The sequence below is a fragment of the Pseudoclavibacter sp. VKM Ac-2888 genome, from assembly GCF_015351285.1.
Classification (GTDB): domain Bacteria; phylum Actinomycetota; class Actinomycetes; order Actinomycetales; family Microbacteriaceae; genus Pseudoclavibacter.
In genome coordinates, this window is sequence record NZ_JADKSM010000001.1 from 2,431,486 (window position 1) to 2,444,084 (window position 12,599).

Below are 12,599 nucleotides of genomic sequence, written 5' to 3' on the forward strand. Positions count from 1 at the left end.
GGTTCAGCCCTCGCGAATGAAGCGAGCTTCTCCAGCAGACGTCGGCATGACGATCTCCTCACCATCGACAGACAAGCCAGTGAAGCCGCTGTAGAGCAGGTCCTCCACTTCGTGGAGATTCGGATCGCAGCCGACCTCGGACGCGGCCCAGAAGTCGATTCGGATCCGGTTCCCAACCACGGAGTACGGGCCGGATGCACCGTTGCAGCCAGCTCCGGCGAAGGCGTGCTCGTCGGTGAACTCGATCGTCGCCGAGCCGAACTCCGCAGGGACGTCGGCTGGCGACTGGCTCACGACCCAGGTGCCGATCAGCTCCTCCTGCGAGAGCGTCGGTGCCGTGCAGGCTGCAAGAGCGAGAACGACGAGGGCAAGCGACGACAAAGCCACTCGGGTGCGGCGGGACGTGTGCTGCAAGATACCTCCGGTGTGGTCGAGTGCTCGTCGAGCATCCGCTCACCATCACCCTACGAAGACCACGCGCTGCAGACCAGGCCGGCTGAGCCTCAGCCGCTACGCCGAGTCGCGCCTCGAGTCGGGTTCGGTCGTGGCGGCCCGGATGAGGCCCGACGCCATCCGCCGTGCCGTGGCCGTCGAGTACCGCTCATCGCGGAGACGCATCGCGAGGTAGCCCGTGACGAGCAGCAGCAGCTCCTCAGCGAGGGACGCTGACTCGTCGAACGGGCTCGCGAGGTGCGTGAGCCGCGACCGCAGCGACTCGGTGTCGGTCTGCACCGCGGCACGGACCTCGGCGGGAGCGTCGGCGTACTCGGCGGAAGCCCCGAGGAAGGCGCACCAGCGAGAGCCGAGAGGCTGCTGCCGAAACGCGTCCAGGGCATCGAAGACGGCGAGCAGCTGCTGCTCGTCATCGCGATGCTTGGCGATCTCCGCATCCCACAGCTCGATCCAGGCACGGTGTCGGCGCTCGAGGGCCGCCGCGACGAGGGCCTCCTTGCTGGCGTATCCGCGATAGAGCGTGGCCGCCGAGACTCCCGCGCGCTCGAGGACGGCGTCGATCGGCGTCGCGTGGATGCCTGCCGTGAAGAACAGCTCGTCCGCGGCGTCGAGCAGCTTGGTCTCGGTCCTGGAGCGGATTGCCATGCCAACACTCTAGAGTCGTAAACATGAAACGATCGTTTTCGTTACGGGATCGCCGCCCACTCCTGCTGGTCGCCTCGGGGACCGCCCTGATCGCAGCCACCTACGGGCTCGTCCGCCTCGCCTACGGACTCTTCCTCCCCGATGTCCAAGCGGAGCTCTCACTGAGCGCATCCGCCGCCGGACTCATCTCGAGCGGCGCCTCCGCCGCCTACTGCGCAGCCGCGCTCGCCAGCTTCCTGCTGGCGGCCCGCGCCCCGCACCTCTTCGCGGCCCTCGCGACCGTGACCGCTGCCGGCGGCGCGCTCGGCATGGCCCTCGCCGCTGACGGAGGCGTCTTCGCGGCCTCGGCGATCCTCGCGTCGAGCGGAGCCGGTTTCGTGTCACCCGCCCTGGTGGAGCTGCTGCACAGGACAGTCAAGAAGGAGCACGTGGGACGGATGCAGGGCGTCGTCAACGCGGGCACCGGCCCCGGCCTCGTCGCAGCAGGCCTCCTGGCGCTCGTCCTGCTGCCCGACTGGCGACTCGCCTGGACGCTCGCCGCGGGGGCCAGCATCGTGGCCGGCGGCTTGGTCATCGCCTCGACCTGGCGAGGAACCACCGCCACCACCGCGCGACCGGATGCTGCGCCCCGCCTCGCCCCCGTTCCGCCGCGATCGTGGTTTCGCCAGCACCTGCCCGTCATCGCCGCGGCGCTCTTCCTCGGCGCAGGCTCAGCCGCCGTCTGGACGTTCGGGCGCACCGCGCTCGTCGACGCAGGCGCAAGCCAGGAACTCTCCGCCGGGGCCTGGATCGCGCTCGGTGTGGGAGGAGCGGCGGTCATCGCCTCAGCCGGCAGACTCCAGAAGCTGACCTCTCGACGGGCCTGGCTCATGACCAGCCTGCCCGTCGCCGCGGCGACGGTCCTGCTCGGCACCTCCGCGGGGGTGTGGCCACTCGCCTTCGCCGCCTGCATCGCCTTCGGCTGGGGGTACACGGCCGGCACCGGCGTGCTCATCTGGTGGACGACGCGACTCGATCCCACCCGCGCGCCGGCAGGGACGGCGCTGCTGTTCGTTGTCCTCGTCCTCGGCCAGGCGCTCGGCTCGGCACTTGTCGGGCAGGCCATCGAGCTCGTGGGCATCCCGGGCAGCTTCATCGCATCCGCCCTGCTCGTGGTGATCGGCATCCTCGCCGCCTCGAAGCAACCGGCAGCGAGCTCACCGGCGCGCGCCTCGGACGCGCCTCCCACGCAGGTCAGTCGTACTGCAGGCGCAGACGCAGCCGCTCACCGACCTCGAACTGCGCATCCGCCAGCTTGAGCGGATCGAGCTGCAGGTCACGGAGATCGATCGGGTCCTTCAGCTCCTCGCGGATCTGACTGCGGACCGCCAGCAGCAGCAGGCCGATGAGCGGGTTGCGGCTCGTGAGGCGCGGGTTGATGAGCTGCAGCTTCAGGTCGTCGCCGAGCTGCGCCTCCGTCGTGAACAGCAGACTCGCGCGCAGGAAGCCCCGCCGGACCTTGCCGGACGCGTGCAGGTGCGCACCTCGGGGACCGGCCTGCGTGAGCTCGAGATCGACATCGGACACGTGGATGCCCTGGCTCTCCCCCGACTCCGTGACGATGGACACGAGCGCATCCACCACCTCCCGCTGCCTCGCGGAGACGTCGATCAGCAGCGTGTCGACGGGGAAGACCGTCGCGGCCTCACCACCCGCCGTGCCCTGCTTCAACGCCAGCGCGAGCTGCCCGCGATCATCCTCCGCCCAGTCGGCGTGCACACCGGCGGCAGTGATCGACGCCTCGACTTCGGCGCCCTGGATGCGAACCGGGAGGCCCCGCACCCGCACCTCGGCGACGCGGGCGTCGGTCCTTGCGACCTCGGTGCCGAACTCGGGGAACTCCGGGAGCGGCGGCGCCTCCTCGACCGTGGCGTCGAAGGTGACCTCGACGCCCGTGAGATCGATGTCGATGCCGAGGAGGTCTCCCGCGAGCGGATGCGCGGTGACACGCGCCAGGTCAAGGCCCCGCACGTCCATGGTGTTGTCCGCGTCGAAGATCGGCGGCATCACCTCGCGCACGAAGCGCTCCAGCACTTGGGAGACCTCCTCAGGCGTCGTCGGCCGCGGGGCCGTTGCGACGACCAGCGCCTCGGGTTCCACCTCGGAGGGTGCGTCGCCTTCTGGGCCCTGCTGAGGAGTCTCCATGCCCTCAACCCTACGGGCGAGCGGGTGCGCGACCCTGGCTGCGGGCCAACACCAAGTAGGATCGATCCTCGACGCGACCCAAGCGGACGCGACAGTTCACTCCGGCTCGACGAGCCCGAGCACCAATTTCGAGAGAAACGCAGCTATGGACAGCAAATTGATCGCGTGGAACGGCGACGTGCAGCCAGAAGCCGTCGAGATCCTCACGGGAGACGGCGGACTCGTCGTCGTCCCGACGAAGGTCGGCTACATCATCATGACCTCCGACAAGGAGGGACTCGAGCGGAAGTTCGAGGCGAAGGAGCGCAACCGCAACAAGCCTGGCGTCGTGCTGTGCGGTTCCCTCGAGCAGCTGCGCGAGCTCGCGCAGCTCACGCCGGAGATCGACGCGTTCTACGAGCGCCACTGGAACGACGACATCCTCCTCGGCTGCATCCTCCCGTGGAAGGAAGAGGCCGTCGCGGCCCTTCCCGACGACGGCACGAAGGAGCTCATGATGGACGGGCGCGGCACGAGCTGCTTCGTCATCAAGTTCGGCATCCCCGGCGAGAAGCTCGCGAAGGAGCTGTACGAGAAGCACGGACGCTTCGCGTTCGCGAGTTCCGCGAACCCGTCCGGCAAGGGCAACCGTGGACTCGTCGAGGGCATCGGCGAGCGCATCCACGACCGCGCCGACCTCATCATCGAGGCGAACGACTACGTCGCATCCATCCAGCCTGAGGCCACCACGGAGACGCGCCACGAGCAGGGCGTCATGATCTCGATGGTCGACGCCGACGGAACGCTCATCCCCGAGCAGGGCGGCCAGCGTTCCATCTCGCCGGCTCCCGTCGTGATCCGCAAGGGCCTCGACATCAACCGCATCATGGCGATCCTCGCTGAGTCGTTCAACAGCTGGGACTTCCGCCAGGGCGAGTACTACTGATTCCGGCTCGCACCGGGGGCTGAGCGCCTCTTGTGCGTACGGCAGATTCACGACGTGATTTGTCGGACGGGCTCGCTACGCTTTCCGCGTGCGAGCCCGTTCTTCGTCTGCTGACCTCACCCGCCTCATCGCGTCGCGGCCCATCTCGCGTGGGCGCCTGCGTCGTGTGCTGAACGCGCCTCCCACGGCCGCGACGACGCGGGAGTGGTGGGGCGCCTTGTCGGAGGCCGAGCGCGCGCGTCTCCTGAAGCAGGTTCCGCTGCTTGTCGGCAACCTCGATGGCATCCCGTGGTCGGTTCGCGTGCGGGCCAACCGGGAGTCGCTCGGGCGTGCGATCGGTGCTTTGGAGTCGGGCGCCTCCATCGAGCGTGCGCTCGGCAGTGCGAGTGCGTTCGCGGGTGGTGAGATCAAGAGCATCCTGGCGGATGCGAGCCGCGGGGAGCTGCGCGACCGCGAGCGGCTCGTGCACCAGCTGCGGGAGCTGCACGGGGGCCGTGGCTTCGTCGACCGCGGCGGGAAGCCGCGCTTCGTGATCGCGTTCGATCCCGAGCGGGACTCGATCGTCGAGTACGTGGGCGCGGCGATCTCGGAGTCGGAGGACCCGTTCGCGTCTCCGTTCGCGGAGGGGGTCACATCGGTGGGGGTGTTCGTGCCCGGCAACGAGTCGCGGCTGCTCGACTTCGAGGGCAAGGCGCACACCATGTCGGAGCTCATCACGCTCGCGCCCGCTGGCACGGCCGGGCTCGTCGTGTGGCAGGGCGGGCGGTTCCCGCGTGGCCCGTTGGCGTTGTCGGCGGCGATGGCGGATGGGCTGGCGCGCAAGCTGGGTGGGTTCGTGAACTCGATCCCCCGTGACGGGCGCGTGGAGCTGACGGCGTTCGGGTTCAGTTTCGGCGGCGGCGTGACGGGGCGGGCGATGGCGCTCGGGATGCGGGTCGACCGGGTCGTGCACGTGTCGAGTGCCGGGCTGGGGCACGGTGTGGCGTCGCTCGACGATCTGCCCGTGTCGGCTCGCGTGCCGCATTACTCGCTGCTCGCTCCCGTCGATCCCTCCGTCGGTCCGATCCTGGGCATCAACGTGCACCTGCCGTTCCTGGGGCGGGTCGGCCATTTCGGGCATGGTGTGGATCCGGCGCATGCGCCCGGGGTGGTTCGCTTGGAGACGGGGGTGCTCGGTGCGGCGCAGGGGAAGCGCGCTGCGGGTGCGGCGCTGTCGCTCGGTGACGTGCTGACGGGGCACTCGGCGGTTCTGGAGCAGTGGGGGACGACGGCGAAGCGCAACATGGTGGCGGTTCTCATGGGTGGTGGCGCTGAGGTCGAGTTGGCGGCCGACGGCGGCGTGCTCGGCCGCATCGCGCAGCGTCTCGTCGTGCCGTACGTGCCGTTCCTGCGGGTGCGCGAACCGGAGCTGCGCAGCGTCGCCTGAACGGGTGCGGTGCCGGAGGTCAGCGTTCGTCGCGTTCGTGCTGCGGGGAAGCCTGCTGCGTGCGCGCACGGGTGGACGTGTGGGAGCGGGTTGGGTCGGCGAGTGGGCTGGTGGTGTGTCCGAGCGCCGTGGCGAGCTCGGTGGTGAGGCGCGGGCCCTGCGCGCGCTCCTCGACCGCGCCCGCTCGAGTGGGCCGCTCGCCGTGGCTGAGGGCTTCGCGTGCGGCGCTGGTGCGGGCGCCGAGGGCCGCGAGCGCTGCCGACGTCTCCGCGTGGGCGGGGCTCTGCGTGGTGTGGGCGCGGGCCGCGATGTGGGGTGCGTCGGCTCGGAGGTCATCGATGGTGGCGAGCACGTCGCCGCCGAGATCGGCTTGTCTGAGCACGAAGTTCGCGTCTCGGTCGAGTGCTGCGAGCCAGGTGTTCGCGTCGCTCGGGGTGAGGCTGTCGAGGCCCCTTCCGGCGATGACGGCTGCTCGGGCGTCGGCGCCGTCGCGCGCGCCGGTTGTGCTCGCAGCGTTCGTGTCGATGTCGGCTGCGTGGAGGGCACGACCGCCGCGGTCGACGACGAGCACCCGGTCGACGTGCCCCTCGGCGATGACCCGTTCGAGCGACTTGGGCATCTGCTCGGCGGCGACGTCGTGGAATGCCTGTGGGGTCCACCTGCCGGCCCCTTGGTCGCGGACCTGTTCCGCGTACCGCGAGAGCACGCCGAGCCGCGAGACCGCTTCGGGCACGGCAAGCGCGCGCACTTCGACGCGGTAGCCGGCATCGCGAAATTCCTTGGCCGTCGCGACGACGGCGTCCGGCTGTCGGAACGTCGTCTCGAACACCACGGATGCCTGACGTTCCCGCAGGTAGTCGCTCGACATGCGCGCCCACGCGCCAGCAGCCTGCGCCGTCACCTCCGGCATGCGAAGCGGGTCCTCCCGCATCACGCTCACGTAGTCGGGATGAAAGACTCGCAGGTCGTCCCCGATAACCGGGATAGCCCCTCGGAAGTCCTTCTGCGCGCGACCCACCGTTCGCGTTTTCCCGGCACCGGGTTGTGCTCCAACAAGCACGAGCGTCGGCTCCGAGGCTCGTTGGGAAGATCGGAGAGCATCGAGTTCCGGCCGAATGGACTTCTCAAAGATCTCGCGCAGTTGCTCGCGGGTGACCTCTGACTCCGAGCTCAATGGTCCTCCGCCTTGAGCCGTGCGACGAACGACGCCCGGAGAGCTTGCACCGCATTGAGCGAGTACGTGTCGACTTCATCCGCCTCGATCCTGACGGCGATCTGCTTCTCCAGCCAGTGCTGTCGCTGTTGTTCAGAGCCGGCTTCATTCTGTCGAGCAACATAAAGACCCCTGAGCCGGTTCGCGGCTTCGCGCATGGCGTCGTAGATCATCGGGTCGTAGTCGTCGATGGGCTCGTCGCTGGGCATGTCGGTCATGTTCGTCCTCTCGTGGTGCGTGTCTGCCGTGGCGCAATCACCGTCGCGTTCATCCGGTGCCCCGGACTGCCCTGCCGCTGCCGCGCCCGCTGGCGACGATGCTCGCCTCTGCCCGGTGCCGCTCCAGCAGCTCGTTGCGCTTCCGGACGACGCTCACGTTCGACTGGGCGTCGACGCCCGCGACCTCCTCGCGGAGTTCGGCGAGCTTCCCCAGCCACCGCCTGGACTCGAGGTCGCTGCGGGCACGCGCTGCTCGCGCGGCATAGAAGGCGGCCAGCCTGCCGCCAGCATCCAGCAGGAGGTCGTACACCTCAGGCGAGTAGCCTCCCGTGCTCGGCACCCCTCGCGGGTCGCCGGGTGAACTGTCGAACGTCGTGGTGCGCGGCACGTGCATCCTCCCGATTGCGTACTCGCGAACCTACTCGCGGCGCGGCGCCCGAAACGGTGGAGGGGCGAATCTGTGGACAACGGCAGCCGACCACGCATCGCGGTCGGCTCCGTCGAGACCGGCAGCGCCCCTAGGCGAGGATGCGCTGCACCGCGCGCACGGGAATCCTGAGCCAGGCCGGCCGCTGAGATGCCTCGTAGATCACTTCGTACAGTGCCTTGTCGAGCTCGAAGACCCTGATGAGCGCGGCTGACTCCGCAGCGCTCAGCGGCAGCGAGCTCGACTGACCCCCTTGCGAGAAGGGACCAGACCCACCTCTCGCGTCGCGCGTGCTCCTGGCATCGTCGAAGTCACGCGCCTGCCTGCGCGCGGCCCGGCTGTCGAGCGTGATCGCGCCCGTGTGACGCCCGATTCGCTCCTGGCCGCTCACGGCCGCGGCGTAGCCGTTCAGGAACGACTGCCGAGCACGGGCGGCCCAGTCACCGGCGATATCCCGCCCAGTCGTCATCTCCAGCGACCCGGCGACGTAGTCGAACGATCGCAGGATGCCGGCGATGTCGCGTTGCGGGGCATCCGCCGTATTGCGCTGCTCGATGCTGCGCAGCGGCTCTCCCTCGAAGTCGAGGAACACCCAGCCGCTGCCCTCCACGGCAAGCACCTGACCCAGGTGCAGGTCGCCATGCACCCGCTGCAGCGTCGGCCAGTGCATCTCGGCGGCGTGCGCGTAGACCTCCTCCGCTGCACCCCGCAGGCGCTCGAGGGCCGGGGCGACGGCGATGGCCGCATCCAGGCGCTGCCGCATCGCGTCGACCTCAGCCTGCACCTTCAGGGCGCTCGCCTCGACGCTCGGCAGCACCTCGCGGAGCGTGCGATGCACCTCAGCGGTCGCCTCCCCGAGCGTGTACGCGGCGTCACCGAAGTCGTCGCCAGTCTCGGCGGCGCGCAGCGCCACCCGCCACGCATCCTCGACCCCGGGGAGGAACTCCTGCGCGAACACGAAGTTGCCAGAGGCGCGCCCGCTGCTGACGCGCGGGTCGGGCCAGTAGCCCGACAGGTGGCCGATGGCGGGCGGCACACGCACGGAACCGGCCGCGGCGAGCGCCGACTGCAGCGTCACCTCCGGGTTCTCGCCATCGTGCAGCATGCGGAAGACCTTGAGGATGAGCGGGGCAGCGGCGCTCCCATCTGGCATGCGCATCTCGCAGATGATCGACGAGTTCGACTGCTCCCCAGACAGCACCCGACTCGTCACGAAGCTGCCGAGCACGACCCCGGGCATCGGCAGTCCGTACGCAGCGATGTCCGTCCGCCCACCGGCCCCCGCCGCGTGCCCCTCGCGCTCGAGCAGCGCCAGGAGCGCCCGAGCGAACGCGATGTCGTGCGGACCATCGACGACGGCGCTCACACGCCCGGCCGCGTTGCTGATCGACCCGATGTACCCGAGCGCGGGAACGCGCGCATCCACCTCGCGGAGCACGATCGGCACCTGGTACACGACCGGGACGTCGCCGGAGGAATCGAGGATGCACGGCACCGTGACGAGATGCACCCCGGCCTCCCCGTTCGGGTTGGCGAGCACGTAGCTGCCGAGGTGCGTGAGCTGCGGCGTCCGACCCTCACCGCCCGAGTACCAGCGCTGCTTCGGCATCCAGTCGCGAAGCATGTGGATGAGATCGGTCATTGCGCCTCCGGTTCAGTTCCCCAGCCTACCGACCGGATGCCCGCCCGGAGGCGCGAATCCGCCACTTCTCGTCGCGATCAGCCGCGCCTGCGACTGAGCACCACCGTGAACTTTGCACCGCGCGAGATCTGCGTGCTGGGGCCGACGATTCGCTCGAGCGCCGCACGGTGGGCCAGACCCGAGTTGAACACCGTGAGCATGCTGGCACCGGGCCTCAGCATGCGCGCGGCCTGCTCGAAGAGCGGATGCGCCATGTCCTCGACCACCTCGTGCCGGTCGTGGAACGGCGGGTTGAGGAGCAGCACATCCACGGAACCGGTCTCGATGCTCGACCCCGCGTCCTCGCGGCGCACCTCGACCCTGTCTTCGACCCCCGCGATGCGCACCGTCTCGCGAGCAGAGGACACGGCAGCCCAGGATCGATCGCTCGCGATCACCTCGAGCTCCGGTCGGAGCCTCGCGAGCGCGACGGCGAGCACGCCCGTGCCGCAGCCGAGGTCGACGGCGAGGCCCGCCTCCGGGAGCTCGTCTGCGGGGAGGTCACGCAGGGCCGAGAGCAGCTCGCGCGTGCCCAGATCGAGGCGCGGGCCCGCGAACGCACCACCGTGGCTCGCGATCGAGAAGCCGAGCTCGTCGGAGCTCTGCACGATCGGGTACGCCGACGCCGCGCCTCGCAGCTCCGCCTTCGGGGCGCTCGCGTGCAGCACCCTCGACTTCTGCCTGCCGAGGCTCGCCGTCACACTCTCGAACGAGCGCTCGAGGGTCTCGTTCATTCCGCGGCTCATGTGCTTGATGCGTCCGCCAGCGACGATCCGCACCTCTGGATGCGCGTGCGCCGCGACGAGGCGCGCGATCTCATCGAGTTCCGCGAGCGACTTCGGCAGGCGCAGCAGCACGAGGCGAGCGCCGTCGAACAGCGCCGGCTCCAAGCCGAAGCGAACGGCCTTGAGCGAACGGAAGCTCGCCCGCACTGCATCGTCGCTGGCCCGCTCCTCCGAGACGGCGTCGTGGAAGGTGCGGACCGTGTCCAGGTCGAAGCGCTCCGCGGCCGCGACGGCCAGCGCACCCGTGGCGTCGCCGACGACCGCGAGCGGCACATCCACCACACCCAGCTCGGCGGCTTCATCGAGGATGAGCCGGTCGACGGGGTCGGGCTCGGTGACGCCGGAAGCTGCGGCACTCAACAGGGGATCCGGCATGCCTAGGCGATGGTGTCGATGAGGGGCTCGGCCTCTTCACCGGTGATGTAGCGGCGGCCAGAGACCTCGACGACCGTGATCGCCACGTACTCGTTCTTGGGTGCCGCGATGAGCGGGCGCACGCCGAGCGCTTCCGCCTTCTCGAGCTCGGCCTCCGTGCTGAGCACCCGGGCTCCCCCGCGTGCCACGAGGCTCGTCGCGAACCCGTCGCCGAGGGCGTCGGATTGGAACACGACCTCCTTCGCGATGGAGGCCCCCGCGAGCTTGAAGCCGGGCGCCGACTTGAAGACGATCTCACCATCGCGCTCGCTGAACACGACGTTGATCGGATAGATCTCCACACGGCCGTTCACGGCGAACGCGATGCGACCGAACGTCGTCGCGCGCAGCAGAGCGCGGCTTTCCTGGTCACTCAGGACGGTGATCAGTTGCTCGTCTTCCATGCGTCCATCATGGCCTGATCGGCGCCCCCTCGCCTGACCGATTCTCGTCGCCGCGCACGAATCGACATCTGGGAGTCGAGTTACGACGCGAGCGGTGCGAAACTTGAGGCATCCCCCGAGCGACGTCCGCTCGATCCGACACGGAGGTCATCCAATGGGCTACGGCAGCGGCATCGCACTCATCGTCATCGGCGCCATCCTGGCGTTTGCCATCAACATCGACCTCGACGGCTTCGTCGACCTCAAGACCATCGGCTACATCCTCATGGGTGCTGGCGTCGTCGTCTTCATCCTGAGCCTCGTCACGGCGCTGCGCCGCAAGCAGTCCACGTCGACGACCCGGAAGGTCATCGACCCCAACACGGGCCAGGAAGTCATCGAGCGCACGAACCGCAGCAACTGACCTGAACGGTCAGCGCTGAGTTCGGCACCCGCTGCGCTCAGGCGGAGACGAAGAACAGGCGCTTGTTGGCGAACTCGCCGATCCCTATGGGGCCCATCTCGCGTCCGAAGCCCGAGTTCTTGACCCCGCCGAACGGCAGCTCTGCCGCCTCCGCCGCGATCGTGTTGACGTGCGCCATGCCCACCTCGAGGCGCTGCGCGATACGGGTCGCGCGCGCTTCGTCGCTCGAGAAGACCGAGCCACCGAGACCAAGCGCGCAGTCGTTCGCGAGGTCGAGCGCCTCCTCGTCACTCGACACTCGGTAGACCGTCGCGACGGGACCGAAGAGCTCGACGCCGTACGACTCGGAGTCGCGTGGGACGCCGGTGAGCACGGCCGGCGAGTAGTGGGCTCCCGGGCCGTCGGACAGCACTCCGCCGATCTCGAGCGTCGCGCCCTCCGCGACCGCCTTCTGCACCTGAGCATCCACGGTCTCGGCCGCCGTTCGGCTGGACATCGGCGCGAACTGGCCCTCGGCCAGGTCGAGCTGGTCGCCGGGGACGAGTCCCGTCGCGAGCTTCTTCAGCTCCTCGACGAACTCGTCGTAGATGTCGTCCATGACGATGAGACGCTTGTTCGAGTTGCAGACCTGGCCCACGTTGTAGACGCGGAAGTCCCACGCCTGCTTCGCAACAGCCGCGACGTCATCCGAGTCGAGCACGATCATGGGGTCGATGCCGCCGAGCTCGAGCACGCACTTCTTCAGGTTCCGGCCCGCCTGCGCCCCGATGATCGCCCCAGCACGTTCGGAGCCCGTGAGCGAGATTCCCTGCACGCGCGAGTCGGCGATGAGCGTCGCGATCTGATCGTGCGACGCGAAGACGTTCTGGTAGCCCCCGACCGGGACGCCGGCCTGCTCCATGATCTCCTGAATGGTCAGGGCCGACCGCGCGCAGATGTCCGCGTGCTTGAGCAGGATGGTGTTGCCCAGCACGAGGTTCGGTGCCGCGAAGCGCGCCACCTGGTAGTAGGGGAAGTTCCACGGCATGACGCCGAGCAGGGTGCCGACGGGACGATGCTCGATGAACGCCTTGCCGGGAATGGTGCTGGGGATCTCGGCGTCGGTGATGAGGCTCGGGCCGTGCACGCCGTAGTAGTCGATGATCGACGCAGCGAACTCGACCTCGTCGATCGACTCCTGCACGGACTTGCCCATCTCGACGGCGATGAGGTGGGCGAGCTCGTCCTTGCGCTCGAGGAAGATCGCGGCGACGCGTCGCACGACAGCGGCCCGCTCCTGCACGCTGCGCTCACGCCATTCCCGGTACACGGTGTCTGCGCTCGCGACGGCCTGCTCGATCTGCGCATCCGTCGCGTCGTCGAACGTCTCGATGATCTCGCCGGTGGCGGGATTCTGCACTCGGTACTCGGACATTTCGCTC

The 12,599-nt window shown here is 69.1% G+C and carries 14 protein-coding genes; 4 read left to right on the plus strand and 10 right to left on the minus strand.

Annotated features, from left to right (window positions below):
- Positions 1-3 precede the first annotated feature (3 nt).
- Both ITJ61_RS11450 and ITJ61_RS11455 read right to left on the minus strand, forming a co-directional pair.
- On the minus strand, positions 4-414 hold the full coding sequence (locus ITJ61_RS11450) for an META domain-containing protein (protein ID WP_181062843.1): 411 nt from the start codon (positions 412-414) through the stop codon (positions 4-6).
- Between the two features lie 96 nt (positions 415-510).
- Positions 511-1,098, minus strand: coding sequence for a TetR/AcrR family transcriptional regulator (locus ITJ61_RS11455; RefSeq protein ID WP_104239738.1), 588 nt, complete (start codon positions 1,096-1,098; stop codon positions 511-513).
- Between the two features lie 23 nt (positions 1,099-1,121).
- On the opposite strand from ITJ61_RS11455, the gene ITJ61_RS11460 reads away from it, so the two are divergent.
- Positions 1,122-2,396, plus strand: a complete 1,275-nt coding sequence (locus ITJ61_RS11460; RefSeq protein ID WP_194686232.1) for an MFS transporter — start codon at positions 1,122-1,124, stop codon at positions 2,394-2,396.
- On the opposite strand, the gene ITJ61_RS11465 is transcribed toward ITJ61_RS11460, so the two are convergent.
- Positions 2,332-3,282 (minus strand): hypothetical protein, encoded by a 951-nt coding sequence (locus ITJ61_RS11465; RefSeq protein WP_194686233.1) that lies wholly within the window; start codon positions 3,280-3,282, stop codon positions 2,332-2,334. The two genes, ITJ61_RS11460 and ITJ61_RS11465, sit on opposite strands and share 65 nt — an antisense overlap.
- 145 nt (positions 3,283-3,427) lie before the next feature.
- Between ITJ61_RS11465 and ITJ61_RS11470 the strand changes: the two genes are divergently transcribed.
- Positions 3,428-4,207 carry an L-threonylcarbamoyladenylate synthase gene (locus ITJ61_RS11470; protein ID WP_194686234.1) on the plus strand — a complete coding sequence of 260 codons (780 nt, stop codon included), beginning with the start codon at positions 3,428-3,430 and terminating at the stop codon, positions 4,205-4,207.
- 88 nt (positions 4,208-4,295) lie between these two features.
- Positions 4,296-5,633, plus strand: a complete 1,338-nt coding sequence (locus ITJ61_RS11475; RefSeq protein WP_194686235.1) for a hypothetical protein — start codon at positions 4,296-4,298, stop codon at positions 5,631-5,633.
- A 19-nt stretch (positions 5,634-5,652) separates the two neighbouring features.
- Here ITJ61_RS11475 and ITJ61_RS11480 read toward each other — a convergent pair whose 3' ends face one another.
- From ITJ61_RS11480 to ITJ61_RS11505, 6 genes are all read right to left on the minus strand, one after another.
- A complete protein-coding gene (locus ITJ61_RS11480) occupies positions 5,653-6,807 on the minus strand; it encodes a zeta toxin family protein (protein ID WP_228496655.1) in 1,155 nt (384 codons plus the stop codon).
- The gene (locus ITJ61_RS11485; RefSeq protein WP_104239732.1) at positions 6,804-7,064 is read right to left on the minus strand and encodes a hypothetical protein; all 261 of its coding nucleotides are present in this window, start codon (positions 7,062-7,064) and stop codon (positions 6,804-6,806) included. Before ITJ61_RS11485 ends, ITJ61_RS11480 begins: the two co-directional genes overlap by 4 nt.
- 49 nt (positions 7,065-7,113) lie before the next feature.
- Positions 7,114-7,452, minus strand: coding sequence for a hypothetical protein (locus tag ITJ61_RS11490; RefSeq protein WP_104239731.1), 339 nt, complete (start codon positions 7,450-7,452; stop codon positions 7,114-7,116).
- Positions 7,453-7,582: 130 nt separating this feature from the next.
- The gene (locus ITJ61_RS11495) at positions 7,583-9,133 is read right to left on the minus strand and encodes a maltokinase N-terminal cap-like domain-containing protein (RefSeq protein ID WP_194686237.1); all 1,551 of its coding nucleotides are present in this window, start codon (positions 9,131-9,133) and stop codon (positions 7,583-7,585) included.
- A gap of 77 nt (positions 9,134-9,210) precedes the next feature.
- Entirely contained in the window at positions 9,211-10,332 is a 1,122-nt protein-coding gene (locus ITJ61_RS11500; protein ID WP_194686238.1) for a class I SAM-dependent methyltransferase, read from the minus strand.
- A 2-nt stretch (positions 10,333-10,334) separates the two neighbouring features.
- Entirely contained in the window at positions 10,335-10,775 is a 441-nt protein-coding gene (locus ITJ61_RS11505) for a pyridoxamine 5'-phosphate oxidase family protein (RefSeq protein ID WP_194686239.1), read from the minus strand.
- 154 nt (positions 10,776-10,929) lie between these two features.
- Between ITJ61_RS11505 and ITJ61_RS11510 the strand changes: the two genes are divergently transcribed.
- Complete coding sequence (locus ITJ61_RS11510) at positions 10,930-11,178, plus strand: DUF6458 family protein (protein WP_104239727.1); 249 nt, start codon at positions 10,930-10,932, stop codon at positions 11,176-11,178.
- Positions 11,179-11,215: 37 nt separating this feature from the next.
- Here the strand turns inward: ITJ61_RS11510 and ITJ61_RS11515 are convergent, their stop codons facing one another.
- Positions 11,216-12,592, minus strand: a complete 1,377-nt coding sequence (locus ITJ61_RS11515) for an NAD-dependent succinate-semialdehyde dehydrogenase (protein WP_104330060.1) — start codon at positions 12,590-12,592, stop codon at positions 11,216-11,218.
- Between the last annotated feature and the right edge of the window lie 7 nt (positions 12,593-12,599).

Coding starts and splice junctions, on each gene's coding strand:
- ITJ61_RS11455 (WP_104239738.1), bottom strand. CDS start 1,098: ATGGCAATCCGCTCCAGGACCGAGACCAAGCTGCTCGACGCCGCGGAC.
- ITJ61_RS11460 (WP_194686232.1), top strand. CDS start 1,122: ATGAAACGATCGTTTTCGTTACGGGATCGCCGCCCACTCCTGCTGGTC.
- ITJ61_RS11465 (WP_194686233.1), bottom strand. CDS start 3,282: ATGGAGACTCCTCAGCAGGGCCCAGAAGGCGACGCACCCTCCGAGGTG.
- ITJ61_RS11470 (WP_194686234.1), top strand. CDS start 3,428: ATGGACAGCAAATTGATCGCGTGGAACGGCGACGTGCAGCCAGAAGCC.
- ITJ61_RS11485 (WP_104239732.1), bottom strand. CDS start 7,064: ATGACCGACATGCCCAGCGACGAGCCCATCGACGACTACGACCCGATG.
- ITJ61_RS11495 (WP_194686237.1), bottom strand. CDS start 9,133: ATGACCGATCTCATCCACATGCTTCGCGACTGGATGCCGAAGCAGCGC.
- ITJ61_RS11500 (WP_194686238.1), bottom strand. CDS start 10,332: ATGCCGGATCCCCTGTTGAGTGCCGCAGCTTCCGGCGTCACCGAGCCC.
- ITJ61_RS11505 (WP_194686239.1), bottom strand. CDS start 10,775: ATGGAAGACGAGCAACTGATCACCGTCCTGAGTGACCAGGAAAGCCGC.
- ITJ61_RS11510 (WP_104239727.1), top strand. CDS start 10,930: ATGGGCTACGGCAGCGGCATCGCACTCATCGTCATCGGCGCCATCCTG.
- ITJ61_RS11515 (WP_104330060.1), bottom strand. CDS start 12,592: ATGTCCGAGTACCGAGTGCAGAATCCCGCCACCGGCGAGATCATCGAG.